Below are 14,926 nucleotides of genomic sequence, written 5' to 3' on the forward strand. Positions count from 1 at the left end.
CCAATCCCGAAAACGTGAGGCCGCCGACGCGGCCGCCCCGGTGTTGTCACCACAGGGCAAGCATCGTTTTCGGGAGACGTGTCATGACAAGACTATCGATCCTCGCAATTGCAGTTTGTGGCGTCTTTGCGGCCGCAACCCTTCCGACGCCCGCCGATGCGCAGCGCAGCGCCGGTGGTCAGGGCGGCGGCATGCGTGCCGGTGGCGGCGCGCCGATGGGCGGCGGCATGCGAATGGGTGGCGCACCGTCGGGCGGAATGCGAATGGGCGCTCCGTCAGGCGGCATGCGAATGGCACCATCGGGCGGCATCCGGATGGGCGCAGCACCTTCCGGTGGCGCGCGTTTCGGCGCTGCTCCTGCCGGAGGCATGCGCATGGCGCCGGCCGGCGGCACGCGCATGAGCGGCGCTGCGATCGGACCGCGCGGCAACGTCATCGGTCCGCGCATGGCCGGCCCGCGTATGGGCGCGCCACGCATGGCCGCGTTGCAGGACGGCGTTGTGCGCGGGAGCAATTGGCAAGGGGCAAACTGGCAGGGCAGAAACTGGCGCAGTGCCGACTGGCGTCGCGGCGGACGGCATGGTCATCGTCCTTTCAGACACCGCTCCTTCGCCTTTGTTGGATTCCCGGCCTTCTATGGGGCGTATGCGTATGACTATCCCTATTACGACGCCGCCTATTACGATGACTGCTATCAGGTCGTTCGCGTCGCCACGCCGTGGGGACCTCGTCTGCGCCGGGTCTGGGTTTGCGAGTAAAGCGTGATCTCGCGTTGCATGGCCGCCGCGATTTGAGCTGATCGCATCCGGCTTCGGGCGGCGCGTTCAAAGAAATGCTGGCTGCGCCGCTGCGGCCCGGCCGCCTGTGGCGTTACCCCAGCACTGCCTGGTGCACCTCGATAATCGCATCAGGCTTGATGCCATGCGGGCCGCGGAACGGCTCGTCGAGCGAGGCGATCATGTAGATGACGAGTCCGATGAACAGCGACAGCGTGCCGCCGATGATCGCATGCGTGGTACGGCGCATGTCGAACATCCAGATCACCACCGCGTTCAGCACCGCGCCGCACAGGACAATCACCCACATGATTCTGGGAATGGAAGATCCGCCGGCAGAAATGCGCAGCCGCCGCGCCTCGACGAATTCGTCAAGCGCGCTCAGCGTCTGCGCATGCAACAGGCTTTCGCTCGCTCCGCCCGGCTGAAAGCGCGCCAGCGCCGCATGCAGTTCAGTGACGAGCGCGATCTCCGCACGCGAGAATTCGCCGGTTGCCTGCAACGCCCAACCGCGATTGATCACCTCGTCCGTGTAGCGGTGCAGGATCCCTGCCATCTCTTTGGCCGCCGGCTCGGGATATTGCCGCACATCGCGATAGAGTTTGATCAGGCCGGCGGCCTCGCGGTCTACCGCGTCCTGCGCCTTGCTGTGATTCTCGAACACGGCGATCGAGAGCAGGGCCAGCAGCACACCGAAATACAACGCGAAGGCGTTGAGCAGAAAGCCCAGGACCGTGTTGATGTCGTTCTCGCCGCGGAAGATGCGCGCAACTGACGGCTGCAGCAGCCAGGAGCCGACCAGCGTCGGCAGCACGAAGGCGGCGCAGACCAGCAGCGCACCCAGCGCCTGGGGAAGATCGTGCAGCCAATCGAGCATTACCGGGGATCCGCGCAACGTAAAAGCTTCGCGGCCGGCACGCCGCGCGGCATTCTTAAGTGAGATTCCGCCCTGAAGGAAATCTGGCCCATGTTGGTTGTAAGGAATTTTTGCCTGCAAGGGGCGGAGCTTGGCTTCATCCGAGGGTCTGCGGCTCCCGGCGCCAAGTCCTCCGTAAAAGTGCTGAGGCGGAACGGGCAACCTTATTGCTCTGCAACAAAGAGATTTTGCAGTGCACAAGTACCTTGGCCATATCGCTGATTTCAAAGGCGAAAAACGGAAAGGTACTAGCCATGACACTGCCCAGAGAGAGAAATGACCGGGTGCTGTTCGGAACCATCTCGGCCTTTGCCGGGGTAGGCGCCGCGGTCGGCATCAGCCTCCTGGCCGCCACCCCCATGTTTGCAGAGATCTGCTCCCCGTCGCGGCTGTTTGCGGCCAATGCGGCCACCAGCGAAGAGGCCCCGCGCACGGCGGCCTATGTGGCGCAGCCGGCGCGCGGCGTCGTCCCGCACGCACATAACCCGAGCAAGATCGTCAAGAGCGACCATCCGATCTCCATCGTGCGCAGCCCGACCGACCTGCCCAAGCCCATCGGCAAACGTGGCCCGCTGCGGGTGAAGGTCGATCTCGACACCGTCGAGGTCACCGGCAAGCTGGCGGATGGCGCGACCTACCGCTACTGGACCTTCAACCAGAAAGTTCCCGGACCGTTCATCCGCGTGCGCGTCGGCGACACCGTCGAGGTGCGGCTGAAGAATCATGACGACAGCGCCATGATGCACAATGTCGACTTCCATGCCGTCACCGGACCGGGCGGCGGCGCGAAGGCGACGGATGCCGCTCCCAGCGAATCCCGCGGCTTCGAGTTCGTCGCGACCAATCCGGGATTGTATGTCTATCACTGCGCGGTGCCGATGGCGGCGCAGCATATCTCGAACGGCATGTACGGCATGATCCTGGTCGAGCCGGAAGGCGGTCTGCCCAAGGTCGATCACGAATTCTACGTCATGCAGGGCGAGCTCTATACCGAGCAGAAGATCGGCGCCAAGGGCGAGATCGCCGAAAGCTACGAGAAGCTGGTGGACGAGAAGCCGGAATACTTCCTGTTCAACGGCGCGGTCGGCGCACTCACCACCGAGAAGCCGCTGAAGGCGAAGGTCGGCGAGACCGTGCGCATCTTCTTCGGCGTTGGCGGCCCGAACTACACCTCGTCCTTCCACGTGATCGGCGAGATTTTCGACCGGGTCTACAGCCAGGGTTCGCTCACCGCCCGTCCGCTCACCGACGTGCAGACCACAAGCGTGCCTCCCGGCGGGGCGGTCGTCGTGGACTTCAAGCTCGAGGTGCCCGGCAAATACATGCTGGTCGACCATGCCCTGAGCCGCGTGGAAAAGGGGCTCGCCGGCGTGCTCGAGGTGGAGGGACCGGACAATCCCAATGTGTTCAAGGATTACGATCCGGTAAAATCCGCGCAATCGATGTCACACTGACATCACAACCGCCGGCCTGACAAAATTCGGCCCTCCCACTGGGGGCCGAATTTGTTTGTGCCGCTGGTTCCGGACGGTATGATGCCCGCCGTCCCCAACTTTACGGATTCGGACCTTGTGGCTTTTGCGCTCGACCGCTCTCTGATCTCCGACCTGCCCCTCTTCGCCTCGCTCACTCCCGAAGCGCTCGATCACATTCTCTCCTTCGCGCGGGCGCAGCACTATCCGAGAAATACGGTGGTGTTCGAGCAGGGCGCCGTCGCACCCTTCTTTTTCCTGCTCCTGCACGGGCGCCTGCGGGTCACCCAGGTCACGCCCACCGGCGAGCAGATCGTGGTCCGTTTCGTCCATCCAGGCGACATTTTTGGCGTCGCGATGGCCATCGGCCGCAAGACCTATCCCGGCACGGCGATCGCGGTAGTGGACAGCATCGCCCTCACCTGGCCGTCGGAAATCTGGCCGAAACTCGCCTCCGAGCACCCGGCGCTGGCCATCAATGCGATGCAGATCATCGGCAGCCGTCTGCAGGACGCGCATACCCGTCTGCGCGAGATTGCCACCGAAGAGGTCGAGCGCCGTATCGCCCATACCGTCCTGCGGCTGGCCAAGGACGCCAGCCGCGCCACCGCCGACGGGGCGGAGATTGATTTCCCGCTGAGCCGCCAGGACATCGCCGAGTTGACCGGCACCACCCTGCATACGGTCAGCCGTATCATGAGCGCCTGGGAAGCCGCGGGCGTCGTCGAAAGCGGACGTCAGCGCGTCGCGGTCCGCGACATAGCGCGTCTTGAGTCCATCGCCGAAGGCGCGACGCAGGAGTGATCCTATCATCCCGGCGCTTTGCCCTGCGGCAACGGCGATGCCAGAACTCACTCGTGCGGCAGCACCTTGAACGGCTGCTTGTAAGGCACGACCCGCAGCGACGACGCCGCCAGCACCCCGATCTTTTGCAGCGGTGCCACAACGCGCTCACCGTCCTTGGCTTGCCGCACCCCGTATTGCCAGAGCGTGAGCGCGCCCTTGGCGGCGATCGTCTTGGCGATGCCGCCGGCGTCGCCGCCCATGTCTTTCAGCTCGGCATCGTTGAGGCCGACGACGATCTCGTCCTTCACCGTCACGATCTTGAACAGGGTTTCGGCGAAAGCCGGCTGCGCCACCAGCACGACAAGGCCTGCCGCCAGCGAAGCGCCGGCGAGGCGCTGAAATGCATTGATCATCGGAAAGTCCCCCACAAGAAGTATCTGCCTGCCTTGGTCGCACAAGGCGGGCGGCCGGTTCAAGCATTCCGAAGGCGAACCTCACCCATCCAGCTCCGGATAATGCCGGAAGATTCCCATCTGGTTGAACGCAATGCGCCGGTCGCTGGCGAGATAGGCCTTGATGCGCGGCCGCGCCGCGACCGAGCCATGCCCAGCGGCGATGCGCTTGTACTGCTTGTCGAAGGACGCCATTGCGTTCGGAAACGCATAACGCAGGCCGCCCACCACCTGGAATAGCGACAGGTCGGCATAGCTGCAGCGCCTTCCAGTGAAATAAGGCCCGCCACTGCCTTTCAGCACGCGCTCGAAATAGCCAAGGAATTTCGGCAGCCGCTCGCTGCGGAAATCCTCTGCGCGGCGCTTCGCTTCCGGCTTCTGGTCCTCGTAATAAAGTCCGGAGCCGATCGGATGATGGGTGTCGTGAATCTCGACGATGAAGTCGGCAAGCGTCAGCTGCAACTGATGCACCCACAGCTTGCCTGCCTCGGTCTTAGGCGCGAGGCCGTGCCGCCCGCCGAGAAAAAGAAGGATGTTGGCGGTCTGGCCGATGACAAGTTTCCCCGCTTTCAGAAACGGCGGCGCGAAGGGCGGCGTCTTGACGGCCGCACTCTGCATCATCCGCATCATCTTCTCTTCGCCGCCGTCCTCGCGCGCGACGTCGACATAGTCCGCGCCCGCCTCCTCCAGTGCGAGCCGCACAGATTCCCCGCGCCCCTGGATCTCGGACCAGTAATAGAGCTCGTAGCGCATGATGATGACTCCTCTTCGCCGCCCCGATCATAGCGGCGGCGAGAGGATTTGGGTGTGCAGCTGCGCGAGAAAGACCGGGCGGTAAGCCGCCTCGGCTTTCGGCGCCAGCAATCTACTTCTTCGGCTCGACGACGGTTTTGGACGAGCCCTCGGGCGCTTCTTGCATGCCTGGCGGGCTTTGCCCCTGCGGGCTTTCGGCCGGCGCGCCGCCGGATTTTGTCTCGATCGGCCCGGTCCAGCCCTGAGGCTGCACCTGCCCTTTGGTCTCGGGCGAGACGGTACGCCCGGTGCTCTCCGCCGACGGGTCCGGCGATTTTTCCGGCGCCGGCGTCTGCGCCGACGCCATTGCGACGGAGGAAACCAGACAGAACGCGATAAGGGTCACCCGCATTTGAAACTCCTGAACAGACCGGTGTTTCAACTCTCGCGGGGGCGATGGGTTCCGTGCTTTGGCGAAGCGCAGACGTCATGCGGCGGCGATCGGTTGGCACGGTGGTTGACCGGTATTCAGGTTAACGTGGTGGAGACCTTGTTTATTGCGGGCATTCAGGCACAGTGCGCTCACGTATACGTAGGTGGGCGTGGCGTATGACAGCTCTCTTCGGCATCCATCCGGAAACGCTGGTGCTGCCGCTCATGTATGTCGGCATCGGCTTTCTGTTGGCCGCGCTGATCGCGCTGGCGCTGTCACCCGCCATTCACCGCCGCGCCGAGCGGCTAACCAAACGCCGCCTCGGCAAGCAGATCCCGCTGACGTTACAGCACTTGCGCAGCGCAAATGAGCAGATGCGCGCCGAGCACGCAGTGGCGAAGCGCGATCTCACATTGAGCCTGGATAAACTGCACGAAAAGACCGCGTTGCAGAGCGCCGCACTCGGCCGCAAGACCGAAGAAGCCAACCGCCTGAGAGCCGAGCTGTCAGAGAAGACGGCTGCGCTCGCCAGAATCGAAACGCGCAGCGCCGAAGGCGACGACGACCTGCGTTCCGAACTCGCTGCGGCGCAATTCGAAGCCAACGCCAGCCGACTCGCCCTGCAGGAGGCGGAGCAGGCGATCATCGCGTTGCAGTCGGAGATCACCGGACTCACCGCCGCGGTCGAGAACCGCTCGCGCCTGATCGATCGTCAGCAGCATGACATCATGACCCTGACGACGCAGCTCGCAGGCACCGGCGAGGCGGCTCCCCCGCCGATCCTGCCGCCCATCGCCACGGCGGCGACAGCTGCGCCGCATCAGGAGCAGCCGATGCTGCAGGTGCCGGTCACCGCGCCGCCTGCCCACATGGCGCCGCCGGCGCCGCGCCCCACGCCCGCGGTCATTTCCTTCGAGGCGCGGCTCGCCGCCATCCGCGACGACAAGCCATTGCGCGACGTGCGGCCCGACGCGCTCGTGCGGCGCAAGGTGCCGATCATGCCGGCGCCGCAAGCTGCGAAGCCGCAGCCGCCGTCGGACTCCGAACCTGATCCGACGCGGGTTGCGACCGACATCCGTTACGACGAGCCGCTGTCCACCGCCGAATTGCTCGAGCTCGGCAAGGCCATGCTGCGGCAGCCGGCGAAGGACGGCCCGCCGCACAAGACGCATTGATGGCGTTCAGCCAAATTGAAGCTGATGCCACATACTCGTTCGTTCCCGCGCAAGCGGGAACCCAGTGTTTCTGGCTCTGGGTCCCCGCTTTCGCGTCGACGAACGGAGAGGGATTTTGAGCGGCGAATCCAACTCGGCGTTATGCCCCTACTTCGCTAAATTCACCGCGAAGCAATAGAACAGGCCGTCACCGCCGGTCGATCGCAGATCGGCCTGTGCACAGCCGCCGCCGGGCCCACGCGAGGGATGCGACGAATTCCAGGATTTCGCAGGCGCGGAATCGTCGAGCCCCATGCGGTCATGATGGCCGACCATCGCGGAGCCTTCGCCACCCTTGGTCCAGTTGCCGCAGGTGCGATCCTGATCGCCGGTGAAGGCGGTGCCGTCCGGCTGCGAGCCGGTGAGAATGTCGTGGCGGTTCGGCTGGTCACCACGACCGTTCACGACCTCGCCCTTTTCGTTCAGCGCCGTCTGCTTGGTGAGGTTGTTGCTGGCGCCGTGCAGATCGGCCACGTCCTTGGCGATCACGACACCCTTGGCATTCTGCCAGGGCCCCTTGCCGATCCGGTCGCGCGCATTCACCGCATTCTGGCCCTGCGTCGAGAGATAGGCCCGCCATGTCTTGGAACCGGCGCCCGCCGCCTGCGCAAGGGACTGGCAATGCTTGTCGGCGCCATCCAGGCCACCGAGGTCGCCGCCCTTGCCCGGGCCGGCGCTGGTGATGAAGAATGTCATGTTGGCTTGCTGCGCCTGCGCCGCGCCGGACATCCACAACAACGCCGCCGACGCAACGACGACCGCCAAGTTTCTGGTCCGCATGGTGTTTCCTCCGTGAGCCCTACGCTCAGCCTTACCAACCCCGGCCTTGCATTTTTCATCCAGATATTGGAAGCGCTGGCCTTCATACAGACGAATCAGGCAGATAAATTTCTCGTCAACTCGCAGTTCCAACGCCGTAGCCGCATGCCGAAATATCCCTTCCGCGTCGGCCGCGCCCGCACCGGGCTTGGCCTTTTCGCCACCGAACCGATCAAGAAGCGCGCCTTCATCGTTGAGTACAAGGGCCCGCGCCTGAGCAACGAAAAGGCCGACCGGCTGGAGGCGCGCGGTTCCAAGTACATGTATCAGGTCAACGACAAGTGGACGATCGACGGATCGAGCCGCAAGAATGTCGCGCGCTACGCCAATCATTCATGCCGGCCGAATGCGGAATCCGACACCGTGCGGGGAAAAGGTGGACGCAACGGCCGCGGCGGCCGTGTCATCATCCGCGCCATCAAGAATATCAAGCCCGGCGAGGAAATCGTTTACGATTACGGCGATGACTATTTCAAATATGTCATCACGCCGCAGCGCTGCAAATGCGACAAGTGCATGAAAAGGCGCGCCGAGGCGAGGCGCCTTGCCCGTCTGAAGGCGAAGCGGCGTGCGACCCGCTCCAAAAATGCAGCCGCCAAGGCGAAGTCAGCGCGCAAAACGAAATCCGTCGGCAAGAAGAAGCGGCGCTGACTGAAACTATTGCGACAGATACCTGACGGCGGCCGAGGTCGCAGCGCCGCCGATCACGCAGGGCAATCCCATCGCAACTTGCCCGGTCACCGCCGCGGCGACGCAGCCAAGCCCGATCGCACCCTCGCCGATCTTGCCCCAGGTCGCGATGTCACGTTTCGAGCCGGGACCGTAGCGCTTCAGATTTTCCAGCGAGGCCATCGCCTCCTTGCGGATGCGTCCGGTATCGGCGATGTCGGCAGAATCGATCACCTCTTTCAGGATGGGCGCGGTCTCTTTGTTCTGATGCCTGGCCATGCGCTTGAGCATTCTCAGCAAGACGTCGTCGCGCGAGGCGTTGCGCGCCAGCGTGAATTTTGCCATCGCACCGAGTATCAGCTTCTCGTCATGATCCTTGTCCTTCGACCAGGGCAGCATGCCGACAATGCGAGCGATCGGACCATAGCCGCGGGTGGCGAAGTAATAGCCCCAGAAGGTGTCGAGCAGTTCCGGCGACAGATCGATGGACCAGGTCCTTCTTTGCTCGCGACGCTCGCGGGAGAAATAACGCCGCAGTTTTTCCATCGCCGTCGGGTCCTTGTCGGGCGCAAGATCGAGCAAGGTCGGCAGCGCGCCGCTGACATATTTATCGATCATCGCGCGGCGCGACGGCAGTTGGTCGGCAAATTCCAGCAGCAGGGTTTTCCAGTCGGGCAATCCCGAATAGGCGACCGCGCGTACGACCATCCACTGGTCCTCGCCCGGCAGCGGCAGCATCCTTTCGAGCAACTGCGCCGCCTTGTCGGGATTGGCGCCAAGCACACCGGCGACGAAGCCGACATAAACACCGGCGCTTTCAGGATCGCGCAGGGCGCCCGCCTGCGACAAGGCCTTCACCGCCGCCGGCAGCGCGGACGGGTCCCGCTTGATATGATAGATGTTGATCCAGGCGAGAATGGCTTCCGGCGTGGATGAGGCTGGGCCGCGCGTTGGCGCAGCCTGCGACCCGAGGCAGCCAATCAGAATGGCGGTCGTGGCCAAAATCCCCGTCAAGTAACGCATGTCTTCGTCCCCGCTCCATGCAAAGCGGCTTCAAAGGAAACAACGCGTGCGGGCTATTTCATGTCAGCAGAACGGCAGGACCGGGCGCGAAGCCTCACTTCCGCCGCAAGGCTTTTCACCGGACGGCAGGGCGATCAGGGCTCGACCGCCTATTGTTCGCCGGTGACGGGTTCAAGCCCGTCGACATGCTTGCCGTCCTGCTCATCCTGCATGGCGACGTGAACCATCGCCGCCTTGCGGGCATAACAACAAAAAGAGCCCGGCAAAGTGCCGGGCTCTTTGACTTGAGTTTTTCCTGTGAACTGCGAACTACGCCTGCTGGATCGCGGACAATATCCACTGTCCTCCCGGCGCGCGCATGAAGGTCCACAATTCCGTGGCCTCCTGCTTCTGGTCGGAGCCGTCGACCAGTTTGCCGCTGGCGCGATCCAGGGTCTTGTCGATCAGCGAGAAGCGCATGGCGACGGTCGCGTAGTCGGTCGCGCCCTCGCGCCAGGATTCCGCGAGATCGCCCTGTTCCAGCTTCACGTCGCTGACCTGATTGACCACGCCGCGGCTGGTATTGTCCGCTAGCTGCTCGGCGAAATAGCTGAGCATTTCAGGCGTGACGAGCGCGCGCAGCTTGCCGAGATCCTCCGACGAGTAAGCCGCCTGGACTTCGCCCAGCAATCGTTCGAACGCGTTGTAATCCTCTTCGCGAATCTCGACGTTGCCGGCCGGCACCGCCGCCATGCCGCCGGACGTGCCGCGTGCATAATCCGGCGTCGCCGCATTCATGTCGCGCAAGGACGGTCCTGTCGCGGTCGCATAGCCGCCGGCGTTGCGCCGCTGCAGCCAGTTCCAGATCAGGCGCGCGACCAGTACGATCAACGCGATCTGAATGATCAGGCCGAGCATGGACGCAAAGCCTGCGCCGAGCCCGCCAAACAGTCCGTTGCCGAAGAGCATGCCGAGCAGCCCGGCACCAAGGAAGCCGGCAAACAGGCCGCCGAGAAAACCCGGACGGTTGAAGAAGCCGCCAGCCTGACCCGTGGTCTGCGCGCCGGTTGCCGCCGGACGCTGCTGCGCCGGCTGGGTCATGCTGCGCTCCATGGGAGAGGCGGACCGCGGTGCGGTCTGCGTGACCGGGGGCGGTGAAAAGGTGCGCGATCCGCGGCTGCCGAAGCTCTTGCCTCCGCCCACGCGCGCATCGGCGTCGCCGGCGATCAGCACCAGCGCAGCCAATATGGCGACAGCCGCCAAGGGCCAGCGCAGTTGATTCCAGACCATTGAATTCCTCCCGGCACGGTCGATTTGCCGCTTATATATAAGGGCGATTGGCCCGGCAAAAACCCCGACCGGCCATGTTCGTGCCGGCGTGCCCATATGGCGCCGGCCGCGCGGCTCATTTATGATGATGATTCAAGGTCGCCACTCGGCCGACCTGTGTCAAACCAGAGCCCTCACAATGTCCCGCCCGTCGTACCGTTTCGGTCAAAATCACATCCGCGCCCTGTCCGGCGCCTTGCTCGGCGTGTTCCTATGGTTCGGCTCCGGCGTCAAAGGCAATGACATCGGCGGGATCATCCCCTGGACACCCGGCGTCGAAGATTATGCGCTCGCGATGGTATCCAACCACTGCAACCGCTACGGCAAATACGGGGTGATCACCTCGGTTCATCCGTGGCCGGGCGACTATATCGGCTTTGTCTGCCGTGCACCCGGCCGATGGGGTCCTGCATATAACTGAGCAAGGCGATACGCCGCCCTCTTGCCCAAGTTCCCGAAGGAACCTGACTGCACATGCATTGTTGCCTCCTCGCAAACAGAGGAGGATTGTGCATGAGAAAGTCCCTGATGGCTCTTTCCGCCGCCGCTGTTATCGGCGCCGCGAGCATGGCCGCGCCCTCTCCCGCGCAGGCGCATGCGTGGTGGATCGTGCCGGCGATTGTGGGCGGTGTCCTTGTGGGTGGCGTGATCGCATCAGCCGCCAGCCCTTACCCTTATGGCTATGGTCCCCGCTATGGTGAGCCCGCCTATTATCGCGGGAACGTCGCCGTTCAGCCGACGTGCCGCATCGTGCGTGAGCGCGTCCGCGGCGGATGGCGTCGTTACGAAGTCTGCCGTTAGAGCGCTCTGCATTAGGTTGACACGTATCCGCCATTCTTGAAGTCGTCGGCGCATTCTTGCGGCGTGAAGCTTTCGAGGAGTGAGGCCTGCTCGATCGAGCCCGGTCGCGCTTACTTCGCACGTTGCATGCAGTTTCAAGCGTCAAGGACCGATCACCCAGGAGCGACTATGTGCGAAACGTCGCTGTTTGTGCGCGAATCTCTTCCGCAGCGCGTTTCAATAGGATGAAGTATCGTTCCTTTGCCGTCGCCTCGTCGATCGTTCCGGAAATCAAACTCACGCTGATGGCGGCTACGACCGAACGGCTGTTGTCCCTTAACGGCACAGAGATGCCGCAAATGGAAGGATCAAGCTCACCGTCGATCCAGACGTAGCCTTGCGCGGCCACACGCTCGAGTTCCTTCTCCAGAACGCTTCGATCAACGATCGTGCGCGGGGTCAGGCGGGTGAATTTGATTTTCGACAGCTGAATATCGCGCTCCCCTTTTGACAGCCCGGCGAGGAGAACACGTCCCAGCGAAACAACGTGCGCCGGCAGCCGGCTTCCGATGCCAAGATTCGTGGTCAGGATCCGGCGTGCTGGCAAGCGCAGGACATAGACAATGTCAGTCCCGTCGAGAACGGCCAGCGCGCAGGATTCACCGATCTCGTTGCGAAGCTCCTCGAGAGTTTGCTGCGCCGGCCCCCAAAACGGCAACGCCGTCAGGTAGGAAAGTCCGAGACCCAGGGACCGCGGGCGCAGCCGGAAATAGCGGCCATCGGCCTCGCAGTAGTTGAGTGCGACCAATGTTGCGAGCACGCGCCGCGCGGTTGCGCGGGTGAGCCCGGACGCAACGGCGATTTCTGACAACATATGACGACCCGGCGGACGTCCGAGCGCTTCAATTACCGAAAACCCCCGCGCGATCGCGCGAACAAAACCGTCGCTCTCCTTTGCCATGCGCGTTCCTCCATACGGAAAGCAGCCGGCTTGCGTGGCCACGCAAAGACAGCTAGTGTTCATCTGGCGAATGAAAAGTTCGCTAGGCGAACAATACAGGAGGCAACGTGTCGGCGCAAGCGTTTGAAACGGATTTCTGGAAAGACGCGAAGGAGCGGAAGATCTGGGACGACATCGTTCCCGGCGAGCCGCGCCAAACGATTCCCTACACGCTCACCCTTGAGGCCATTCAGAAATATTGCCGCTCGGTCGGAGAGAACCACCCGCTCTATTTTGACGAGGATTATGCGCGCACGACGCCATACGGGGGCCTGATCGCGCCGCCGTCGATCCACATCCTGCTGATGTTTGCTTGCACGCCGACGGATGACTGGATGCGCAGCCCCGGAACGGTCAATGCCGGACAGTCCTGGAGCTACAACATCCCGGCGCGCCCCGGTGATACGATCACGCTGCAGGCGCGTGCGCTCGACAAGTTCATCAAGAAAGAGCGCCTCTTCGTCATCCACGACAATGTCTTTTTCAACCAGCGCGGCGAGGTGATCTGTTCCGGTCGCGGCTGGACCATCCGTCCGATGTGAGGAGAGTTTCAATGTCCGTGACGTTTGACAGTCTGGCGCCTGGCTACCGCATCGACGGTCCGGCCTTCGATGTCTCGCGCGAATCGATCCGCGCGTTCTGCGAGGCCTCGCTCGATTTCAATCCGCTGCATCTCGACGACAACTACATGCAGGGAAGTTTCGGCAAGACCAATTTCGGGGGCATCATCATGCACGGCATGAACAATTTCGGGTTGATCACCCGCATGCTGACCGATTGGGCCTATCCGGCAGGCGCCGTTCATCGCCGCCTGGAAACACGCTGGGTCAAGCCGGTGAAGCCCGGTGACACCATCCGCCCGTATGGCACGCTGAAATCGAAGCTAGCGACTCAAAAGTCCCGCTGGGCGGTCATCGACGTCGAGGTCCGCAATCAGCGCGACGAGGTCGTGGCGACCGGCGAGGCCATGATCGAATTTCCGTTGGGCGCAGCCAGATAATGATCCTGGGGCGTAGTCTACGGCGCAACGCTCAGCTCTATCCAGAGCGTGCGGCGATCATTGGCCGGGATGGCGCTACCCTCTCGCACGCGGCTTTCGCCGAACGTGTCTGGCGGCTGGCTGATGGTTTATCGCGCCGCGGGATCGGCAAGAACAGTCGCGTGGCGATCCTGGCGCGTAACTCCCCGGATTATCTCGTCGCGCATTTCGCGTTGGGGTCGATGGGGGCCTGGACCGTTCCGATCAATTTTGCTCTCAAGCCTCCGGATATCGATTTTCGCATGGCGCATGCGGAGGTCGAGGCCATATTTGTGTCGTCGGAGTTTGCGCCGCTGGTCAATGCACTCAGCGACAAGGTGGTGCAACGACTTGCCCGACGCATCTTTGCGCTTGATGACGCGCCGACTGGATGCATTCCGCTTGCCGACCTCATCGAGTCCGGAAGGCCCGCTGCGCCGGATGTGCTGCTTTCGCCCGAAGACACGCTTTACATCGGATATACATCTGGCACCACAGGGACGCCCAAGGGTGCGCTGGTTTCGCACCGCGCGATCGTTGTGGGATTCCTCTACAAGGCGCTCGCTTACGACCTGACCGACCGGGATGTGACCATCAATCCCGGCCCTTACTGGCACTCGGCGCCGCGTGATTTCGCGGCGCTCGCGCTCTATCTCGGCGGCACCGCGGTCGTTCCCGAACGCTTCGATGCGGAGATGTATCTCGCTGATGTCGAGCGCTATCGGGTCACCAATTCGTTCGTCGTGCCGACGATGCTGCAGCGGCTGGTTGCATCTCCTGATCTGAAGCGCCGCGACACCTCCAGCATGCGCGCGCTGATCAGCGGCGGAGCGCCGCTTCCCAGCGCGGTCAAGGAGCGCGTGCTTGAGGTTTTTGGCTCGGTCCTCACCGAATTCTACGGCGCGACCGAAACCCGCATCGTTACGGTCATTTCGGCGCAGGAACTCGCGGCACGCGAGCGGTCGGTCGGCCGACCGCTGCGCGATGTCGAGGTTCGCATTCTCGACGACGCCGGCTACGACGTACCGGCGGGCGAGATAGGGGAGGTTTTTCTGCGCGGCCCCGGCCTGTTCTCCGGCTATTGGCGTGATCCGGACCGCACCGCGGCCGCCTATCGTGGGGAATGGTTCAGTCTCGGTGACATGGGGCACCTCGACTCCGACGGTTATCTCTATCTCGTGGACCGCAAGCAGGACATGATCATCAGCGGCGGCGAGAACATCTTTCCAAACGACATCGAGGAATGTCTGCAGCGTCACCCGGCGGTCGCGCAAGCCGCAGTAATCGGCATTCCCGACGAACAATGGGGAGAGCTGGTTGTCGCGTATGTCGTGCTGGCTGCGGGTGCTCGCGTCACCAGCGACCAACTCATCGCATTCTGCGGCGATCACCTTTCCAACTACATGAAGCCGCGCCGCGTCGAATTCTGCCGGAGCCTGCCGCGCAGTCCAACCGGGAAACTGTTGCGGCGTGAATTGCGTGAGAAGCATCGACAGATGGTGTCCGCTGCAGAATGAGTCTGCTTTGC

18 protein-coding genes are annotated in these 14,926 nt (G+C 63.2%); 10 read left to right on the forward strand and 8 right to left on the reverse strand.

Features of this window, described 5'->3' with window-relative positions; all coding sequences use genetic code 11:
* Positions 1-83 precede the first annotated feature (83 nt).
* Positions 84-758 carry a hypothetical protein gene (locus RO009_21600; GenBank protein MDT3687630.1) on the forward strand — a complete coding sequence of 225 codons (675 nt, stop codon included), beginning with the start codon at positions 84-86 and terminating at the stop codon, positions 756-758.
* A gap of 112 nt (positions 759-870) precedes the next feature.
* Here RO009_21600 and RO009_21605 read toward each other — a convergent pair whose 3' ends face one another.
* The gene (locus RO009_21605) at positions 871-1,653 is read right to left on the reverse strand and encodes a DUF4239 domain-containing protein (protein ID MDT3687631.1); all 783 of its coding nucleotides are present in this window, start codon (positions 1,651-1,653) and stop codon (positions 871-873) included.
* Between the two features lie 293 nt (positions 1,654-1,946).
* Between RO009_21605 and nirK the strand changes: the two genes are divergently transcribed.
* Both nirK and RO009_21615 read left to right on the forward strand, forming a co-directional pair.
* The gene (nirK, locus tag RO009_21610; GenBank protein MDT3687632.1) at positions 1,947-3,146 is read left to right on the forward strand and encodes a copper-containing nitrite reductase; all 1,200 of its coding nucleotides are present in this window, start codon (positions 1,947-1,949) and stop codon (positions 3,144-3,146) included.
* An 81-nt stretch (positions 3,147-3,227) separates the two neighbouring features.
* The gene (locus RO009_21615; protein MDT3687633.1) at positions 3,228-3,968 is read left to right on the forward strand and encodes a Crp/Fnr family transcriptional regulator; all 741 of its coding nucleotides are present in this window, start codon (positions 3,228-3,230) and stop codon (positions 3,966-3,968) included.
* 47 nt (positions 3,969-4,015) lie between these two features.
* On the opposite strand, the gene RO009_21620 is transcribed toward RO009_21615, so the two are convergent.
* From RO009_21620 to RO009_21630, 3 genes are all read right to left on the reverse strand, one after another.
* The gene (locus tag RO009_21620; GenBank protein MDT3687634.1) at positions 4,016-4,363 is read right to left on the reverse strand and encodes a hypothetical protein; all 348 of its coding nucleotides are present in this window, start codon (positions 4,361-4,363) and stop codon (positions 4,016-4,018) included.
* An 81-nt stretch (positions 4,364-4,444) separates the two neighbouring features.
* Complete coding sequence (locus tag RO009_21625; GenBank protein MDT3687635.1) at positions 4,445-5,155, reverse strand: glutathione S-transferase; 711 nt, start codon at positions 5,153-5,155, stop codon at positions 4,445-4,447.
* A gap of 112 nt (positions 5,156-5,267) precedes the next feature.
* The gene (locus RO009_21630) at positions 5,268-5,546 is read right to left on the reverse strand and encodes a hypothetical protein (protein ID MDT3687636.1); all 279 of its coding nucleotides are present in this window, start codon (positions 5,544-5,546) and stop codon (positions 5,268-5,270) included.
* 197 nt (positions 5,547-5,743) lie between these two features.
* Between RO009_21630 and RO009_21635 the strand changes: the two genes are divergently transcribed.
* A complete protein-coding gene (locus RO009_21635; GenBank protein ID MDT3687637.1) occupies positions 5,744-6,742 on the forward strand; it encodes a hypothetical protein in 999 nt (332 codons plus the stop codon).
* Between the two features lie 147 nt (positions 6,743-6,889).
* Here the strand turns inward: RO009_21635 and RO009_21640 are convergent, their stop codons facing one another.
* On the reverse strand, positions 6,890-7,510 hold the full coding sequence (locus RO009_21640) for a lectin (protein ID MDT3687638.1): 621 nt from the start codon (positions 7,508-7,510) through the stop codon (positions 6,890-6,892).
* Positions 7,511-7,573: 63 nt separating this feature from the next.
* Between RO009_21640 and RO009_21645 the strand changes: the two genes are divergently transcribed.
* Positions 7,574-8,251, forward strand: coding sequence for an SET domain-containing protein (locus RO009_21645; protein MDT3687639.1), 678 nt, complete (start codon positions 7,574-7,576; stop codon positions 8,249-8,251).
* 6 nt (positions 8,252-8,257) lie between these two features.
* Here the strand turns inward: RO009_21645 and RO009_21650 are convergent, their stop codons facing one another.
* Both RO009_21650 and RO009_21655 read right to left on the reverse strand, forming a co-directional pair.
* The gene (locus RO009_21650) at positions 8,258-9,292 is read right to left on the reverse strand and encodes a hypothetical protein (protein ID MDT3687640.1); all 1,035 of its coding nucleotides are present in this window, start codon (positions 9,290-9,292) and stop codon (positions 8,258-8,260) included.
* 309 nt (positions 9,293-9,601) lie between these two features.
* The gene (locus RO009_21655; GenBank protein ID MDT3687641.1) at positions 9,602-10,561 is read right to left on the reverse strand and encodes a TIM44-like domain-containing protein; all 960 of its coding nucleotides are present in this window, start codon (positions 10,559-10,561) and stop codon (positions 9,602-9,604) included.
* A 178-nt stretch (positions 10,562-10,739) separates the two neighbouring features.
* Between RO009_21655 and RO009_21660 the strand changes: the two genes are divergently transcribed.
* Positions 10,740-11,021, forward strand: a complete 282-nt coding sequence (locus RO009_21660) for a hypothetical protein (GenBank protein ID MDT3687642.1) — start codon at positions 10,740-10,742, stop codon at positions 11,019-11,021.
* Between the two features lie 92 nt (positions 11,022-11,113).
* A complete protein-coding gene (locus RO009_21665) occupies positions 11,114-11,401 on the forward strand; it encodes a hypothetical protein (GenBank protein ID MDT3687643.1) in 288 nt (95 codons plus the stop codon).
* 166 nt (positions 11,402-11,567) lie between these two features.
* Here the strand turns inward: RO009_21665 and RO009_21670 are convergent, their stop codons facing one another.
* Positions 11,568-12,341, reverse strand: coding sequence for an IclR family transcriptional regulator C-terminal domain-containing protein (locus RO009_21670; protein ID MDT3687644.1), 774 nt, complete (start codon positions 12,339-12,341; stop codon positions 11,568-11,570).
* Between the two features lie 107 nt (positions 12,342-12,448).
* Between RO009_21670 and RO009_21675 the strand changes: the two genes are divergently transcribed.
* From RO009_21675 to RO009_21685, 3 genes are read left to right on the forward strand one after another with little or no spacing between them, the layout of a single operon-like run.
* Positions 12,449-12,922: a MaoC family dehydratase gene (locus RO009_21675; protein ID MDT3687645.1), complete on the forward strand. Its 474-nt coding sequence runs from the start codon at positions 12,449-12,451 to the stop codon at positions 12,920-12,922.
* Between the two features lie 11 nt (positions 12,923-12,933).
* Entirely contained in the window at positions 12,934-13,380 is a 447-nt protein-coding gene (locus RO009_21680; protein MDT3687646.1) for a MaoC family dehydratase, read from the forward strand.
* Positions 13,380-14,915, forward strand: coding sequence for a class I adenylate-forming enzyme family protein (locus tag RO009_21685; GenBank protein ID MDT3687647.1), 1,536 nt, complete (start codon positions 13,380-13,382; stop codon positions 14,913-14,915). The genes RO009_21680 and RO009_21685 overlap by 1 nt, the downstream gene beginning before the upstream one ends.
* Positions 14,916-14,926: the final 11 nt, after the last annotated feature.

Origin of the sequence: Pseudorhodoplanes sp. (genome assembly GCA_032027085.1) — a bacterium.
Lineage (GTDB): Bacteria > Pseudomonadota > Alphaproteobacteria > Rhizobiales > Xanthobacteraceae > Pseudorhodoplanes.

Coding starts and splice junctions, on each gene's coding strand:
- nirK (MDT3687632.1), top strand. CDS start 1,947: ATGACACTGCCCAGAGAGAGAAATGACCGGGTGCTGTTCGGAACCATC.
- RO009_21685 (MDT3687647.1), top strand. CDS start 13,380: ATGATCCTGGGGCGTAGTCTACGGCGCAACGCTCAGCTCTATCCAGAG.
- RO009_21640 (MDT3687638.1), bottom strand. CDS start 7,510: ATGTCCGGCGCGGCGCAGGCGCAGCAAGCCAACATGACATTCTTCATC.
- RO009_21600 (MDT3687630.1), top strand. CDS start 84: ATGACAAGACTATCGATCCTCGCAATTGCAGTTTGTGGCGTCTTTGCG.
- RO009_21615 (MDT3687633.1), top strand. CDS start 3,228: ATGCCCGCCGTCCCCAACTTTACGGATTCGGACCTTGTGGCTTTTGCG.
- RO009_21635 (MDT3687637.1), top strand. CDS start 5,744: ATGACAGCTCTCTTCGGCATCCATCCGGAAACGCTGGTGCTGCCGCTC.
- RO009_21620 (MDT3687634.1), bottom strand. CDS start 4,363: ATGATCAATGCATTTCAGCGCCTCGCCGGCGCTTCGCTGGCGGCAGGC.
- RO009_21670 (MDT3687644.1), bottom strand. CDS start 12,341: ATGGCAAAGGAGAGCGACGGTTTTGTTCGCGCGATCGCGCGGGGGTTT.
- RO009_21650 (MDT3687640.1), bottom strand. CDS start 9,292: ATGCGTTACTTGACGGGGATTTTGGCCACGACCGCCATTCTGATTGGC.
- RO009_21665 (MDT3687643.1), top strand. CDS start 11,114: ATGAGAAAGTCCCTGATGGCTCTTTCCGCCGCCGCTGTTATCGGCGCC.
- RO009_21680 (MDT3687646.1), top strand. CDS start 12,934: ATGTCCGTGACGTTTGACAGTCTGGCGCCTGGCTACCGCATCGACGGT.
- RO009_21630 (MDT3687636.1), bottom strand. CDS start 5,546: ATGCGGGTGACCCTTATCGCGTTCTGTCTGGTTTCCTCCGTCGCAATG.
- RO009_21660 (MDT3687642.1), top strand. CDS start 10,740: ATGTCCCGCCCGTCGTACCGTTTCGGTCAAAATCACATCCGCGCCCTG.
- RO009_21605 (MDT3687631.1), bottom strand. CDS start 1,653: ATGCTCGATTGGCTGCACGATCTTCCCCAGGCGCTGGGTGCGCTGCTG.
- RO009_21655 (MDT3687641.1), bottom strand. CDS start 10,561: ATGGTCTGGAATCAACTGCGCTGGCCCTTGGCGGCTGTCGCCATATTG.
- RO009_21625 (MDT3687635.1), bottom strand. CDS start 5,155: ATGCGCTACGAGCTCTATTACTGGTCCGAGATCCAGGGGCGCGGGGAA.